The sequence below is a fragment of the Motilimonas thetidivivens genome (genome assembly GCF_046452435.1).
In the GTDB taxonomy this organism is placed as follows: Bacteria; Pseudomonadota; Gammaproteobacteria; order Enterobacterales; family CBDFNC01; genus Motilimonas.
Genome location: NZ_JBKFDK010000010.1, coordinates 102,297 through 116,258 on the forward strand (window position 1 = coordinate 102,297; position 13,962 = coordinate 116,258).

A 13,962-nucleotide genomic window follows, 5' to 3' on the forward strand; every position below is an offset into this window, starting at 1 on the left:
TGCTGCTGTTTACATTTGTACGTTTGCCCTGATTTAAAGCCAATTGATATGTTGTGTGCCAAACTTGCCCTAGTTAACAAGCTGTTCTTTGTAAACTATAGTGTAAATAATCGATGTAATGGTTTTGCCTAAGTTTAACTAGCACATAGTTAAGTTGGAGGAGCGCGTGTGTAATGTGTTTGGTTGGGGTTGTTTAATTTATATTTTAGCCTTTGCTGAGGTAAGCCATGCTCAGACCGTTTTTTCATGGATAGATGAAAAAGGCGTGATCCACTATACCGATAAGCCCCCACGTCCTGAAGATAGGTTGCAGCGACGTTTTATGGAGTTTGAAATAAGTATCGACACCGAGCCATCCCCCAGCGCTGTTCAGCTGCCAAAGATATACCAACCTCAAGCGGATTTAGAGGCTGTATTTTCATTACATGAATCGCTATCACCGAGTTGCCGTTGGATAGCTAAACGTATTGCCTTATTGGAAGCGTTAATGGAGCAACATGCCAGTGAATATGATCATATTCTGAAATTGGAAGTGAATAAGCGCCAACAGGATTGGTTGCAACAGGGGTGTTTCGCTTCCTTTAAGTAGGCTTGAGTTAAATCAACGCAGAAAAAAGACAAAAAAAACCCTGCTACTGAGCAGGGTTGAAAAACAAGGAATAGTCACACAAGTATTTCTACTTGTTGCATCAAGCGCGCAAATCCTATGTTGCCTAATGGAGTTTATCTTTGCACACTTCCAAAGTGCTCGTATTGGCTTGCTAATCAATACGTCGATAAATAATGCGCGCATACTAATGTGATAGATCTCACAATGCAAGGCAAAAGTGTAACTAAACCACAAAATATTCTGAAAACAGGCTCATTTAAGCTATCTGTTTAATGTAACTTGCTCAAATCTCATGCTTTTTAATGAAATAAAATTACACTCAAATTTCCTCATTATCATGTAACTCTTCCAATTCAAGTAAGTTGATGGCCACCGCGACAAAATCCGTGTCGGTGATGATGCCGATTAACTTGCCATTTTTGACCACAGGTAAACAACCAAATTTGTGTTGCTGTATATACAGTGCAGCGGCCTTAACGCTCGCCTTTGGATCGACGGTGGTCAGGTTCTTCGTCATCACTTTATCGAGCTCTATCGACGACCAAAGCGAGTGCTCGCCGGTTTCTTTGATCACGGATGATTGTTTAGCGGCCAGTAAATCCCGCTCAGAAATCAAACCAACTAATTTGTCTTGCTCCAGAATAGGAATATGACGAATGCGTTTTTCTGCCATTAATTCAGCAGCTTGAGAAAGAGTGTCTTGGGGGCTTAGGGTGTATAGACTCGAGGTCATAATATCGGCAACGGTGATCATAATTAACCCTCCTACATAGTTACTTTAAATCTAGTCAATGCAGTGTAATTTGCTGTTGATCAGCGTCATATTTATGAAACTAATCACTGTTATTTCAGCTATTTTTGGTTGTTTCAAAGGCGGAAACTAATTGACAGTAAAATGACCATTTTTTAGCCAGAAAATGCACGTAAATGCCTAAGCTTAAGCAATGACATTGTCGGAGTGACGTTATGGCTGCGCTGAACCGTTTACCCTATCTTGCTATCGTTAAGGCATTATGTTTGTGTTTGCTATTTATAATGCAGGCAGCCCAAGCAGGCCCAAGAATTGTTGGTGGCAGTGCAGTAGATGAGCTAACTGTCGGTATTGCGAGCTTGCAAGTGTGGCGAAATAATGTGTTATATCACATTTGTGGAGCCAGTGTGTTGTCGCCCCATTGGCTACTCACCGCAGCCCATTGCGTTAATGCAGAAGGCCAAGATAACAACCGAGATGGCATTGAAGATAGCCAGATTGAGGTCTTCTTTAATGCCACCGAACTCAGTGCTTCAACCGACTATAACCGTAGAGTAAAGGTTAATCGGATAATTATTCATCCTGAATTTGACGCCGTACGGCTTAATCATGATATTGCATTGCTTCATGTTATTGACCCCATCACTAGTCAATATAATCGCTTAGGAACGGGCAATTTAAGTCAGTTTAGTTATGGCAATGCCTACTTCACCGCTTTTGGTTGGGGCGCCGATAATCAAGCGGGCGATCATTACCCTAACTTTCTTAAACAAGTTAGCCTTGACTATCAACCTTGCCCTTATAGCCCATTACCCGATTCGGTATTTTGTGCTGGAGGGCAGGAGCTACAAGACACTTGCTTTGGTGATTCTGGCGGCCCCGTGATGATACAAACAGCCGAAGGCGACAAACAGTTTGGTATTGTTAGTTTTGGTGCCGCCGATGCTTGTGGTTTAAAAGGGTTACCTGCCGCGTTTACTTACGTGCCTGAGTATCTTGATTGGATTGCACAACAACAAGCTTCCTTGTTATGGGGAAATGCCCCGCTGTTTAGTCATAGCGATGCAACAACAGAAGGCCAACCTGTGATGTTAACCAATACCTCAGATCAAGCTGTGGTGATTACGGATATTGAGATATCACCTGCGGGAGTCTTGCAGGCCGACCAAGGCTGTATTGGTAAAACATTAGCCGCGCAACAGAGCTGCAGTGTAACCTTGACCATGATTGGCGATATTCTTCAAGTTCACCAAATGACGTTGGCGGCTTACGGTGATAATGGCGCGATAGCCAACCTCACTTTTAGCATCGCAGCTTATGCCGATAATCGTGTTGCTACCCCATCTGGTGGCGGTGGTGGGAGTTTGGCTTGGTGTTGCTTCATTTGGCTAATGATAGTGTATTATTGCCGCCAACAAGTAAGGTGCTAGTGAGATGAGATTAATTTGCCAACGGATAAAGCTTGTTAATGAGTGATGCCTAATCGATATTAGGCTCATGGGCTTTCCTTGAGCGGCTCATCTGCTGATTTCCCTGTCACAATACTTGATATTCAAAGGGGGCAAGCCTAGACTAGCTGCCTTCTTTTATCTTGGTATGCAGTAATGAAAGTAGCCGATTTTTCTTTTGAACTACCCAATGAGTTAATCGCTCGTTACCCTAATCCAGAGCGTACATCTAGTCGATTGCTTAGCCTTGACGGTAATACGGGTGAAATTGCACATAAGCAATTTACCGATATTATTGATTTATTGTCGCCGGGTGACTTACTTGTGTTTAATGATACACGGGTGATCCCAGCGAGAATGTTCGGCCAAAAAGAATCCGGTGGTAAGTTAGAAGTACTGGTGGAGCGTATTTTAGACGAAAAACATTTTTTGGCTCATGTGCGCTGCTCTAAGTCACCTAAGCCGGGTAATAAACTGATTCTTGAAGGTAGCGTGAATGCGGTGATGGTACAACGTCACGATGCCTTGTTTGAAATTGCACTAGATGACTCGCGCACGGTACTTGAAGTGCTTGAAAGCATTGGTCATATGCCATTGCCGCCTTACATAGATCGCCCCGATGAAGATTCCGATAAAGAACGTTATCAAACGGTTTATAATAAGAAACCGGGAGCGGTTGCTGCGCCAACAGCGGGCTTACATTTTGATCAAGTGTTACTTGATAAGCTCAAAGCCAAGGGCATAGAGCAAGCGTTTGTTACCTTACACGTTGGTGCCGGCACCTTTCAGCCTGTGAAAGTCGATAATGTACTTGAGCATCAGATGCACTCGGAATATGCTGAAGTGCCAGACGAAGTGGTTGCGCAAATAAATGCGACACGCGCTCGAGGTGGCCGTGTAATTGCGGTGGGGACGACGTCTGTACGCTCATTAGAAAGTGCCGCGCAAGCCACCCTTGCACAAGGAAAACCCCTTGCGCCCTTTTTTGATGACACCCAGATCTTTATCTATCCAGGTTATCAATTTCAATTAGTGGACGCGATGATCACTAATTTCCATTTACCTGAATCAACTTTGATCATGTTGGTATCCGCTTTTGCTGGGTTTGAGCATATAATGCCTGCCTACGCTAGCGCGATAGAGCATAAATACCGTTTCTTTAGCTACGGTGATGCCATGTTCTTAACGCGCAAAGACAATGCGTAAAACAAACGCGACAGATACGGTGACTGCATAAGTCACCTTCTTTTACACCCAAATTCGGTTGGACTGTTTTTCTGACTTGAAGAGGTATTAATGAAATACGAACTATTAAACACCGATGGCCGTGCTCGTCGTGGCCGCTTGGTTTTTGAACGTGGTACGGTAGAAACACCGGCCTTTATGCCAGTAGGCACCTACGGTACTGTGAAGGGGATGACGCCAGAAGAAGTGGCAGCGACCGGCGCTGAAATCTTATTAGGCAATACCTTTCACCTTTGGTTACGTCCGGGTCAAGCCGTGATGCGCAAGCACGGTGATTTACATGACTTTATGAACTGGCAAGGTCCGATCCTAACGGATTCGGGTGGTTTTCAGGTATTTAGCTTAGGCGATATCCGTAAGATCACCGAGGAAGGCGTGCATTTTCGTAACCCTGTGAATGGCGAAAAGATTTTCTTAAGTCCAGAAGGGTCAATGGATATTCAGTACGACTTAGGCTCGGATATTGTGATGATATTCGATGAATGTACGCCTTATCCGGCGACGGAAGCCGAAGCGGAAAAATCGATGCAGTTGTCATTGCGTTGGGCGAAACGAAGCCGTGCACAATTTGATGCCAAACAAAACCCGAATGCACTGTTTGGTATTATCCAAGGTGGGGTTTACGAGCATTTACGTGATGTGTCTTTGGATGGCTTATTGCAAATTGGTTTTGATGGCTATGCCATTGGTGGCCTTGCCGTAGGCGAGCCTAAAGAAGACATGCACCGAATTCTTGAGCACATCGCGCCTAAAATTCCTGCCGATAAACCGCGCTATTTAATGGGCGTAGGTAAACCCGAAGATTTGGTTGAAGGCGTTCGCCGCGGCGTAGATATGTTTGATTGCGTGATGCCAACAAGAAATGCCCGTAATGGTCATTTGTTTACATCCGAAGGTGTGGTAAAAATTCGCAACGCTAAACACCGCGAAGATATCAATACACTGGATCCTGAATGTGATTGTTACACTTGTAAAAATTATTCTCGGGCCTATTTATATCATTTAGATAAGTGTAATGAGATTTTGGGCGCGCGTTTGAATACCATCCATAACTTACGTTATTACCAACGTTTGATGGAAGGTTTGCGCAATGCTATCGCGCAGGGTAAATTAGACGACTTTGTGACAGAGTTTTACGGCAAGATCGGTAAACCGGTTCCGCCTTTAGAAGAAAAATAATTTTTACGTTAAGTACGAGGATATATAATGAGCTTTTTGATTGCTAATGCTTACGCAACTCCAGCTGCCGGCGCCGAAGGTGGTGGTATGTCGATGATTTTCATGCTGGTTGTGTTTGCGGCTATTTTTTACTTTATGATTTTTCGCCCGCAAAACAAACGCGTGAAAGAGCATAAAAATCTAATGTCATCACTTGCAAAGGGAGATGAGGTGTTGACATCGGGTGGTCTAGTTGGCCGTATCGTTAAAGTTACTGACGAAAACGACTACATCACGATTGAGCTTAATGAGAGCAATCAAGTTGTTATTAAAAAAGACTACGTTAGCGCAGTGCTACCAAAGGGTACGCTAAAGTCTTTATAAGTCTACAAGGACGTTTACAGTGTTAAACAAATATCCGTTGTGGAAGTACATTATGGTGATCGCTGTGATCACCATAGGTTTACTTTACGCAACTCCTAACCTTTACGGCGAGGATCCTGCCGTACAAGTCTCCGGTAAGCGTGGTGCAGAAGTTGAGCTCGCGACTGCTGGTCAAATCAATGATGCTCTTGAACAAGCTAATATTCAGGTTAAAAGCAGCTCGCTAGAAGAAGGGCGTTTACTGGTGCGTTTGGTAAACCGTGACGACCAACTAAAAGCGAAGGAGCTTATTTCTGACCTGCTTGGTGCACAATTTACTACCGCATTGAACTTAGCGCCGGCAACGCCAGAATGGCTACAAGCCATCGGTGCGGGTCCACTAAAACTAGGTCTTGATTTACGTGGTGGTGTTCACTTCTTAATGGAAGTGGATATGGATGCGGCGATTGCTAAAGCCAAAGAGCAAATGGTCAGCGATTTTCGCTCTGAGCTGCGCGAAGAGAAAATCCGCTATCGCGGCGTACGTGAAGAAGCGAAAAGCAATGGCGTTGTTATTCGATTTGCGGATGAGCAAACGCGCAATGAAGCTGAAGCGTTTTTAAAGCCGAAGTATCCAGGTTTTATTTTCGAAGATGATGAAAGCGAAGGTGTTTACTTACTTAGCGTTGTCATGAGTGAAGACAAGCTTAAGGAAACCAAAAACTACGCCCTTGAGCAAAACATCACCATTATTCGTAACCGTGTAAACCAACTTGGTGTGGCGGAGCCGCAAGTTCAACGTCAAGGTGCTGATCGCATCGTAGTTGAGCTGCCAGGTGTGCAAGATACTGCGCAAGCGAAAGAAATTTTGGGTGCCACGGCGATGTTGGAATTTCGTTTAGTTGACGAAAAAACCGACGTGCGTGATGCTGTTGAAGGCCGTTTACCTGCGACTTCTCAGGTCTATAAAAACCGTGATGGCCAGCCGTTTGTGTTGCAAAAGCAAATTATGCTAACGGGCGATCATATTGTGGGCGCGCGTTCAAGCATGGACGAATACAGCCGCCCACAAGTTAATATCGACTTGGACTCACAAGGTGGCTCAAAAATGTCACGTGTAACCAAAAATAACATAGGCAAGCCCATGGCAACCCTATTTATTGAATGGTTGCCAACCGGACAAGAAGATGAAAATGGCAAGCGCAAATTGGTTAAACACGAAGAAATCATTAACGTGGCCACCATTCAAGCGCAGTTGGGTCGTAGTTTCCGTATTACAGGGATAGATAACCCGGCGGAAGCGCATAACCTAGCCTTGTTACTTCGTGCGGGTGCCTTGATTGCGCCAATCCAGATTGTGGAAGAGCGTACAATCGGTCCAAGCATGGGTCAGCAAAACATAGATAACGGTATGGCAGCGATGATTTACGGTATGTTAGCCGTGGTTATCTTTATGGCTGTTTACTACCGTGCCTTTGGTTTAGTTGCTAACACCGCCTTGTTTGTGAACATCATCATGATCGTGGGCATTATGTCTATGGTACCGGGGGCAACGTTAACCTTGCCTGGTATCGCGGGTATTGTATTAACCGTTGGTATGGCGGTGGATGCGAACGTACTTATCTTTGAGCGTATCCGTGAGGAGCTATTAGAAGGTAAAAGCATTCAAAAAGCCATTAATGAAGGTTATGGAAATGCATTTTCGACCATTGCCGATGCTAATATCACCACTTTGATCACGGCGTTTATTCTATTTGCTGTGGGCACAGGTCCGGTGAAAGGCTTTGCTGTTACCCTGATGATAGGTATAGCGACATCCATGTTTACCTCGATTGTAGGTACGCGTGCCATTGTTAACTTGCTATGGGGCGGTAAACGTCTCAAGAAGCTGTCAATTTAACGGGAAGTATCAACTATGTTTCAAATATTAAAACCTGGCGATACTATCCGCTTTATGCGCTTCTCTAAGCCGGCCTCTTTGCTGTCTTTGATTTTGGTTATCGCCTCTATCGGTATTATTGCCGTTAAAGGCTTTAACTGGGGTCTAGACTTCACAGGCGGAACCTTGATTGAAGTGGGGTTTGAACACCCAGCTGACCTAAAACAAGTTCGTGAAGTACTCTCAGCTAAGGGCTTTGATGATGCGATTGTGCAACATTTTGGTAGCTCTAAAGAGGTGATGGTTCGCGTCGCGCCGCGTGAAGGCGTGAAAGGCGAAGTGATTGGCCAACAAATCCTTGATGCATTGCAGGAGTCGATCGAAGCGGGCGTAGACATGCGCCGTATTGAATTCGTTGGCCCCAACGTGGGAGCTGAGTTGGCTGAAAACGGTGGTCTTGCCATTATTGTCGCGCTTGCCTGTATTCTTTTATATGTTAGCATGCGTTTTGAATGGCGTTTAGCGTTAGGCTCTGTTGCGGCGTTAGGTCATGACGTGATCTTAACTCTGGGTGTTTTCTCACTGTTTCAACTTGAGTTTGACTTAACCGTACTTGCTGCCGTGCTGGCGGTTGTCGGTTACTCGTTAAACGATACCATCGTTGTATTTGACCGGATCCGTGAAAACTTCCGCCGTGTCCGCAAAGGTGGCCCAGAAGAAATCGTCGATATCTCACTGACGCAAACATTAAGCCGTACCATGATCACATCGGGTACCACTTTGTTTGTGTTAATCGCTTTGTTTTTGAAAGGCGGTGCGATGATCCATGGTTTTGCAACTGCACTACTCGTGGGGATTTTCGTGGGTACTTATTCTTCAATCTATGTGGCCAGTGCCTTAGCTGTAAGACTGGGTATCTCGCGTGAACACATGATCCCAGTTGAAGTAGAAAAAGAAGGGGCAGATCAAGAAGCTGTACTGTAACAGCTTGTCGTTCACCCATGACAAAAACCCGCTTCGGCGGGTTTTTTTGTCGCTAAATCAGGGTATATTAAGTTAACCTGAGCTTTGGATAAGCCATATAGTATTTATTTGAAATATCTTTACCAAAGCTGAAGTTAAGTGAGCTAATGTTATTAAAATAAGGAAAAGAGATGCAACACAGCCAACGCTTCTTAGATCTTGTGGATGCCTCGCGTAAGCGCATTAAAGAAACCGATGTGCAAACCGTTAAGCAGTGGTTAGAGCAAAAACGTGACTTTGTTTTGATTGATAACCGTGAAGAAAGCGAGTGGGCCAAAGGGCACATTCCAAATGCGATATATCTCGGTCGCGGTATTTTGGAGCGAGATATTGAGCAACGCTGCCCTGATCTTAATACCGAGATTGTGGTTTACTGTGGCGGCGGTTTTCGCTCTGCGCTTTCGGTCGATAACCTGCAACAAATGGGGTACACCAAGGTGATCAGTATGGACGGTGGCTTTCGTGGTTGGAAAGAAGCAGGTTATGAAATAACCGAATAACTTACCTGAGTGGATCATTCGAGCCAATTTCATTTAGTCCACTGAAACGAAATTTGGCCAAAAAAAAGGCGATGTAATATCGCCTTTGTGGTTTGTTAAGTGACTAAATGCTTAGCGACTCATTGACTCTGTTAGGTGAGGGCGAATTTTGCTTAGTAATTGCTTAACTACTTTTGGACCGCCTACCACTAAGTTGCCTGATTTTAGGTATTCATGATTTCCCGAGAAATCGGTCACGATAGCACCGGCTTCTTTAGCGATTAATTCACCAGCGGCGAAATCCCAAGGTTTTAGGCCTAATTCCCAGTAACCGTCATAACGGCCCGCTGCAACATAAGCTAAGTCTAATGCTGCAGAGCCACTACGGCGCATGTCGGCAACATCGGTAAACAGATCAGCAAAAATATTGAAGTAAGCTTCGCTGTGGTGCTTTTGTTTAAATGGGAAACCCGTGGCCAGTAATGTGCCCTTAATTTCTTTGGCATGCGTAGTACGAATGCGGTAACCATTAAGTTGAGCACCAGCACCACGAGTTGCGCTGAATAGTTCATTGTTGATGGGATCAAAAACAACAGCTTGCTCGGTTCTACCTTTCACGCGTAGCGCGATAGATACGGCAAAGTGTGGAATGCCACGAACAAAGTTGGTCGTGCCATCTAGTGGATCGATCACCCATTGGTAGTCATTATCGCTACCTGCTAACTCTCCGCTTTCTTCTGCGACGATAGAATGTTCAGGATAAGATTTGCGGATCGTATTGATAATGGCTAGCTCAGCTTCTTTATCAACATTGGTTACAAAGTCGTTAGACCCTTTTTGTTCCACTTCAACTTTTTCAAGTTGCTCATAAGCTTTTGCAATAACATTACCTGCGTTACGCGCTGCGCGTACCGCGATATTTAGCATAGGATGCATATCGGATTCACCACTAGATGTTAAAGAACGTTGTATAAATTTACGGCGGCGGATCATAACAACCAGACTCGACATAGTAAAGTAATAAAAGACGTTTTTTACAGCTGCTGCTGTGGTAGAATCCGCATTTTTGGAATTATCGTCGAGCAGTTTGATGTTAGAAAATGTACGTGTTGTATTAATTGGTACTTCTCACCCCGGTAATATTGGTAGCGCCGCAAGAGCGATGAAAACCATGGGCATTCATGATCTTGTACTGGTAACACCGGACTGCGAAGTCGATAGTCATGCGGTGGCTTTATCTGCAGGAGCTGCTGATGTGGTTGAAAATATTACAATATACGATTGCTTAGAAGACGCGATAGCGGACTGTCAATTAGTGGTCGGAGCCAGTGCGCGTTCACGCACCTTAAATTGGCCTATGCTTGGGCCAAGAGAAATGGCTGAAAAAGTAGTGGTGGAAGGTCAAGATAAGCGCGTGGCTATGGTGTTTGGTCGTGAACGCACCGGCTTAACCAACGAAGAGCTACAGCGTTGTCATTTTCACGTCAATATTCCGGCTAACCCAGAGTATTCTTCACTCAACTTGGCCATGGCGGTACAAACCTTATGCTATGAAGTGCGCATGACTTTGTTAGCGCAAAAGCAGTGGCCAAAGCAGGAGCAGGAATACCCACTAACGGCGGAGCTTGAGCGTTTTTATCAGCATTTAGAAACGACCTTAACTCAGGTGGAATTTATTATTGCCTCACATCCTGGGCAGGTCATGAATAAATTACGCCGATTCTTCAATCGCGCCAGACCTGAGTCTCAAGAGCTTAATATTTTGCGCGGTATGTTGACCTCGGTCGATAAAGCACTTCAGGGCATCAAGAGACCACAGAAAAAGGCTCGAAATCAGCCGAATAATACCTGACTAAATTAGTTGGTTTTATACTTGACTAAATTAGTCTGGTATTTGATAATGGTCGCATGTTTACAACTGAGACATGCAATGAGACTGACTTCTAAAGGGCGCTATGCTGTGACTGCAATGCTAGATGTAGCCCTACATACAGGTAAAGGCCCAGTGCCATTAGCAGAGATTTCTGAGCGACAAGGTATTTCCTTGTCTTATTTAGAACAGCTCTTTTCAAAGCTACGTAAAGAAGGGTTAGTATCCAGTGTTAGAGGCCCAGGTGGCGGCTATCTACTGGGTAAAAATGGCGAAACTATCTCCATTGGCATGATTATTAATGCAGTTAATGAATCGGTCGATGCACGTAAATGCTTGGGGTCGGGTACCTGTCAAGATGGCGTGCAGTGCTTAACCCATTCATTATGGAATCAGCTCAGTGATCGCATCAGCGAATTTTTAGATGGCATCACCTTGTTCGAATTAGTGAACAATGCCGAGGTGAGACAAATCGCTGTCGCGCAAGATAACAAAATGAAATCGGCCAGTGCCCCAACGATTAAAGAAAATGCACTGGTTAATAAATTAGAACAATTGGAAGTGAATTTTCGCTTATAGCAAAGTGTCTAGCACTGTCGAAGATGTGCTTATATGGAGAACAAAATGAAGTTGCCAATTTATCTGGACTATTCTGCAACCACACCAGTTGACCCTCGGGTTGCGCAGAAGATGATGCAATACTTAACGCTTGATGGCAATTTTGGTAATCCGGCCTCGCGCTCTCACCGTTTTGGCTGGCAAGCCGAAGAGGCGGTTGATATCGCTCGTAATGAGATTGCAGAATTGGTTAATGCAGACCCACGTGAAATCGTATTTACTTCTGGTGCGACGGAAGCGAATAACCTTGCAATCAAAGGTATTGCTGGATTTTACGGTAAAAAAGGCAAGCATATCATTACCTCAAAAACCGAGCATAAAGCCGTACTTGACCCTTGTCGTCAATTAGAGCGTGACGGTTTTGAAGTTACCTACCTTGAGCCAGACAGTGAAGGCATAATTTCACTTGATAAAATTAAGCAAGCGCTGCGTGAAGACACCATCTTAGTGAGCATCATGCACGTAAATAACGAAATCGGCGTGATCCAAGACATTGCTGCTATTGGTGAGCTATGTCGTGAGAATAAAGTCTATTTCCACGTTGATGCGGTGCAAAGTGTGGGTAAATTGCCAATCGATTTACAAACCTTGAAAGTCGATTTAATGTCTTTTTCTGCTCATAAGATCTATGGCCCTAAAGGCATCGGCGCACTTTACGTTCGTCGTAAACCACGTATCCGTCTTGAAGCGCAAATGCACGGTGGTGGCCATGAGCGCGGCATGCGCAGTGGTACCTTACCGACTCACCAAATCGTGGGTATGGGCGAAGCTTTCCGTATTGCCAAACAAGAAATGGCCGAAGAAGGCGAACGTATTCTCGCGCTGCGTGAGCGTTTATGGAACGGCGTGAAAGACATGGAAGAGGTTTACCTAAATGGCTCAATGGAGCACCGCGTTGCCGGTAATCTGAATGTCAGCTTTAACTATGTTGAAGGTGAATCCCTAGTGATGGCGCTGAAGGATCTGGCTGTTTCTTCTGGTAGTGCTTGTACATCGGCAAGTCTTGAACCGTCATACGTATTGCGTGCATTAGGCCGTGATGATGAGTTAGCGCACAGCTCGATTCGTTTCAGTATTGGTCGTTTTACCACGGCTGAAGAAATCGACTATGCCATTGAAATTATAAATAAAAATATCGGTCGTTTACGTGAAATGTCGCCACTTTGGGACATGTTCAAAGAAGGTATTGATTTGAGCAAGGTTGAGTGGGCACACCACTAATCATTCAGATAACCTTAGGTAAACAATCTTAAGCACGGGAGTAATAGCAAATGGCTTACAGCGATAAAGTAATAGATCACTACGAGAACCCGCGTAATGTTGGTTCTTTTGAAAAAAATGACCCACAAGTAGCAACAGGTTTAGTTGGCGCACCAGCATGTGGTGACGTAATGAAGCTGCAATTAAAAATCAGCGACGAAGGTATCATTGAAGATGCTAAGTTCAAAACCTATGGCTGTGGTAGTGCCATTGCATCGAGTTCACTGGTAACAGAGTGGGTAAAAGGTAAGTCGCTAGAAGAAGCGGCAGCAATTAAAAATACCGATATTTCTGCTGAATTAGCTCTACCACCTGTTAAAATCCATTGCTCGATTCTTGCAGAAGATGCAATTAAAGCAGCAATCGAAGACTACAAGAGTAAAAAAGCGTAATTTAGACGAGGCAGTATAATGGCAGTAACGATGACTCCACCGGCAGAATCTCGGGTGCGTGACTTTTTAGCAAACCGCGGTAAAGGAATAGGACTGCGCTTAGGCGTTAAAACGTCGGGCTGTTCTGGTTTAGCTTATGTGCTTGAGTTTGTAGATGAGCTTAATCCTGATGATGAAGTCTTTGAGCAAAATGGGGTGAAAGTTATCGTTGACGCCAAAAGCCTGACTTTTCTTGATGGCACTCAATTAGACTTTGTCAAAGAAGGTCTTAACGAAGGGTTCGAATTTAATAACCCTAACGTTGAGGGTGAATGTGGATGTGGCGAAAGCTTTAGTGTCTAAGGGGCGTTGTGAATTATTTTGAATTATTTGGCATAACGCCCGATTACTCGCTAGATTTAGCCTCTATTTCACAAACTTATCGGGAACTGCAAATGCAGTTCCATCCCGATAAGTTTGCGACCGCCAGCGAGAGCGATAAGCTTGCCGCAATGCAAAAGGCGTCCCAAATTAACGATGCTTTTCAAACCCTAAAATCCCCTCTACGCAGAGCCGAGTATTTACTTAGCCTTGCGGGTGTTGACTTGCAACATGAGCAGCAAACCTTGCGCGATCCTGCGTTTTTAATGCAGCAAATGGAATGGCGTGAACAACTTGAAGAGATAGCGCAAAGTGCTGATCCTGACAGTGAAATAGCTGCTTTTGAAAAACTACTTAAGACTCATCAAGAGACTCTGCAGCAACAGCTAATCAGCGAATTAGCCGCGCACAGTTATAACGATGCTGCGTTATTAGTCCGAAAATTAAAATTTATGTTTAAGTTACAACAAGAGCTTGAACTGTTAGAAGAATCCCTCCTGGAATAA

The 13,962-nt window shown here is 44.5% G+C and carries 16 protein-coding genes; 14 read left to right on the forward strand and 2 right to left on the reverse strand.

What is annotated here, in order from left to right:
• The first annotated feature begins 166 nt into the window (after positions 1–166).
• Complete coding sequence (locus tag ACK8OT_RS09695; RefSeq protein ID WP_410196311.1) at positions 167–589, forward strand: DUF4124 domain-containing protein; 423 nt, start codon at positions 167–169, stop codon at positions 587–589.
• A 340-nt stretch (positions 590–929) separates the two neighbouring features.
• Here ACK8OT_RS09695 and ACK8OT_RS09700 read toward each other — a convergent pair whose 3' ends face one another.
• A complete protein-coding gene (locus ACK8OT_RS09700) occupies positions 930–1,364 on the reverse strand; it encodes a CBS domain-containing protein (protein WP_410196312.1) in 435 nt (144 codons plus the stop codon).
• A gap of 212 nt (positions 1,365–1,576) precedes the next feature.
• Here ACK8OT_RS09700 and ACK8OT_RS09705 point away from each other — a divergent pair, with 212 nt between their 5' ends.
• From ACK8OT_RS09705 to ACK8OT_RS09735, 7 genes are all read left to right on the forward strand, one after another.
• The gene (locus tag ACK8OT_RS09705) at positions 1,577–2,791 is read left to right on the forward strand and encodes a S1 family peptidase (protein ID WP_410196313.1); all 1,215 of its coding nucleotides are present in this window, start codon (positions 1,577–1,579) and stop codon (positions 2,789–2,791) included.
• Positions 2,792–2,965: 174 nt separating this feature from the next.
• Complete coding sequence (gene queA, locus ACK8OT_RS09710; protein WP_410196314.1) at positions 2,966–4,015, forward strand: tRNA preQ1(34) S-adenosylmethionine ribosyltransferase-isomerase QueA; 1,050 nt, start codon at positions 2,966–2,968, stop codon at positions 4,013–4,015.
• 90 nt (positions 4,016–4,105) lie between these two features.
• Positions 4,106–5,233, forward strand: a complete 1,128-nt coding sequence (gene tgt / locus ACK8OT_RS09715; protein WP_410196315.1) for a tRNA guanosine(34) transglycosylase Tgt — start codon at positions 4,106–4,108, stop codon at positions 5,231–5,233.
• A gap of 27 nt (positions 5,234–5,260) precedes the next feature.
• A complete protein-coding gene (gene yajC, locus ACK8OT_RS09720; RefSeq protein ID WP_410196316.1) occupies positions 5,261–5,596 on the forward strand; it encodes a preprotein translocase subunit YajC in 336 nt (111 codons plus the stop codon).
• 19 nt (positions 5,597–5,615) lie between these two features.
• Positions 5,616–7,475 (forward strand): protein translocase subunit SecD, encoded by a 1,860-nt coding sequence (gene secD / locus ACK8OT_RS09725; RefSeq protein WP_410196317.1) that lies wholly within the window; start codon positions 5,616–5,618, stop codon positions 7,473–7,475.
• A gap of 15 nt (positions 7,476–7,490) precedes the next feature.
• The gene (gene secF / locus ACK8OT_RS09730) at positions 7,491–8,438 is read left to right on the forward strand and encodes a protein translocase subunit SecF (protein WP_410196318.1); all 948 of its coding nucleotides are present in this window, start codon (positions 7,491–7,493) and stop codon (positions 8,436–8,438) included.
• Positions 8,439–8,608: 170 nt separating this feature from the next.
• Positions 8,609–8,977 carry a rhodanese-like domain-containing protein gene (locus ACK8OT_RS09735; RefSeq protein ID WP_410196319.1) on the forward strand — a complete coding sequence of 123 codons (369 nt, stop codon included), beginning with the start codon at positions 8,609–8,611 and terminating at the stop codon, positions 8,975–8,977.
• Between the two features lie 111 nt (positions 8,978–9,088).
• On the opposite strand, the gene suhB is transcribed toward ACK8OT_RS09735, so the two are convergent.
• Entirely contained in the window at positions 9,089–9,892 is an 804-nt protein-coding gene (gene suhB, locus ACK8OT_RS09740; protein ID WP_410196320.1) for an inositol-1-monophosphatase, read from the reverse strand.
• A gap of 154 nt (positions 9,893–10,046) precedes the next feature.
• Between suhB and trmJ the strand changes: the two genes are divergently transcribed.
• The 6 genes from trmJ to hscB all read left to right on the forward strand — a co-directional run bounded on the left by trmJ (position 10,047) and on the right by hscB (position 13,962).
• Positions 10,047–10,808 (forward strand): tRNA (cytosine(32)/uridine(32)-2'-O)-methyltransferase TrmJ, encoded by a 762-nt coding sequence (gene trmJ, locus ACK8OT_RS09745; RefSeq protein ID WP_410196321.1) that lies wholly within the window; start codon positions 10,047–10,049, stop codon positions 10,806–10,808.
• Between the two features lie 78 nt (positions 10,809–10,886).
• Positions 10,887–11,405 (forward strand): Fe-S cluster assembly transcriptional regulator IscR, encoded by a 519-nt coding sequence (gene iscR / locus ACK8OT_RS09750; RefSeq protein ID WP_410196322.1) that lies wholly within the window; start codon positions 10,887–10,889, stop codon positions 11,403–11,405.
• A 45-nt stretch (positions 11,406–11,450) separates the two neighbouring features.
• On the forward strand, positions 11,451–12,665 hold the full coding sequence (locus tag ACK8OT_RS09755) for an IscS subfamily cysteine desulfurase (protein ID WP_410196323.1): 1,215 nt from the start codon (positions 11,451–11,453) through the stop codon (positions 12,663–12,665).
• Positions 12,666–12,715: 50 nt separating this feature from the next.
• A complete protein-coding gene (gene iscU / locus ACK8OT_RS09760; protein ID WP_410196324.1) occupies positions 12,716–13,096 on the forward strand; it encodes a Fe-S cluster assembly scaffold IscU in 381 nt (126 codons plus the stop codon).
• 18 nt (positions 13,097–13,114) lie between these two features.
• Entirely contained in the window at positions 13,115–13,438 is a 324-nt protein-coding gene (iscA, locus tag ACK8OT_RS09765; RefSeq protein WP_410196325.1) for an iron-sulfur cluster assembly protein IscA, read from the forward strand.
• A gap of 8 nt (positions 13,439–13,446) precedes the next feature.
• Positions 13,447–13,962: a co-chaperone HscB gene (hscB, locus tag ACK8OT_RS09770; RefSeq protein WP_410196326.1), complete on the forward strand. Its 516-nt coding sequence runs from the start codon at positions 13,447–13,449 to the stop codon at positions 13,960–13,962.

Bases quoted from the DNA above. Each gene is read 5' to 3' on its own strand.
- suhB (WP_410196320.1), bottom strand. From the start codon at position 9,892: ATGCATCCTATGCTAAATATCGCGGTACGCGCAGCGCGTAACGCAGGT.
- iscR (WP_410196322.1), top strand. From the start codon at position 10,887: ATGAGACTGACTTCTAAAGGGCGCTATGCTGTGACTGCAATGCTAGAT.
- secF (WP_410196318.1), top strand. From the start codon at position 7,491: ATGTTTCAAATATTAAAACCTGGCGATACTATCCGCTTTATGCGCTTC.
- trmJ (WP_410196321.1), top strand. From the start codon at position 10,047: ATGTTAGAAAATGTACGTGTTGTATTAATTGGTACTTCTCACCCCGGT.
- tgt (WP_410196315.1), top strand. From the start codon at position 4,106: ATGAAATACGAACTATTAAACACCGATGGCCGTGCTCGTCGTGGCCGC.
- queA (WP_410196314.1), top strand. From the start codon at position 2,966: ATGAAAGTAGCCGATTTTTCTTTTGAACTACCCAATGAGTTAATCGCT.
- ACK8OT_RS09700 (WP_410196312.1), bottom strand. From the start codon at position 1,364: ATGATCACCGTTGCCGATATTATGACCTCGAGTCTATACACCCTAAGC.
- iscU (WP_410196324.1), top strand. From the start codon at position 12,716: ATGGCTTACAGCGATAAAGTAATAGATCACTACGAGAACCCGCGTAAT.
- yajC (WP_410196316.1), top strand. From the start codon at position 5,261: ATGAGCTTTTTGATTGCTAATGCTTACGCAACTCCAGCTGCCGGCGCC.
- ACK8OT_RS09705 (WP_410196313.1), top strand. From the start codon at position 1,577: ATGGCTGCGCTGAACCGTTTACCCTATCTTGCTATCGTTAAGGCATTA.
- iscA (WP_410196325.1), top strand. From the start codon at position 13,115: ATGGCAGTAACGATGACTCCACCGGCAGAATCTCGGGTGCGTGACTTT.
- ACK8OT_RS09735 (WP_410196319.1), top strand. From the start codon at position 8,609: ATGCAACACAGCCAACGCTTCTTAGATCTTGTGGATGCCTCGCGTAAG.
- ACK8OT_RS09755 (WP_410196323.1), top strand. From the start codon at position 11,451: ATGAAGTTGCCAATTTATCTGGACTATTCTGCAACCACACCAGTTGAC.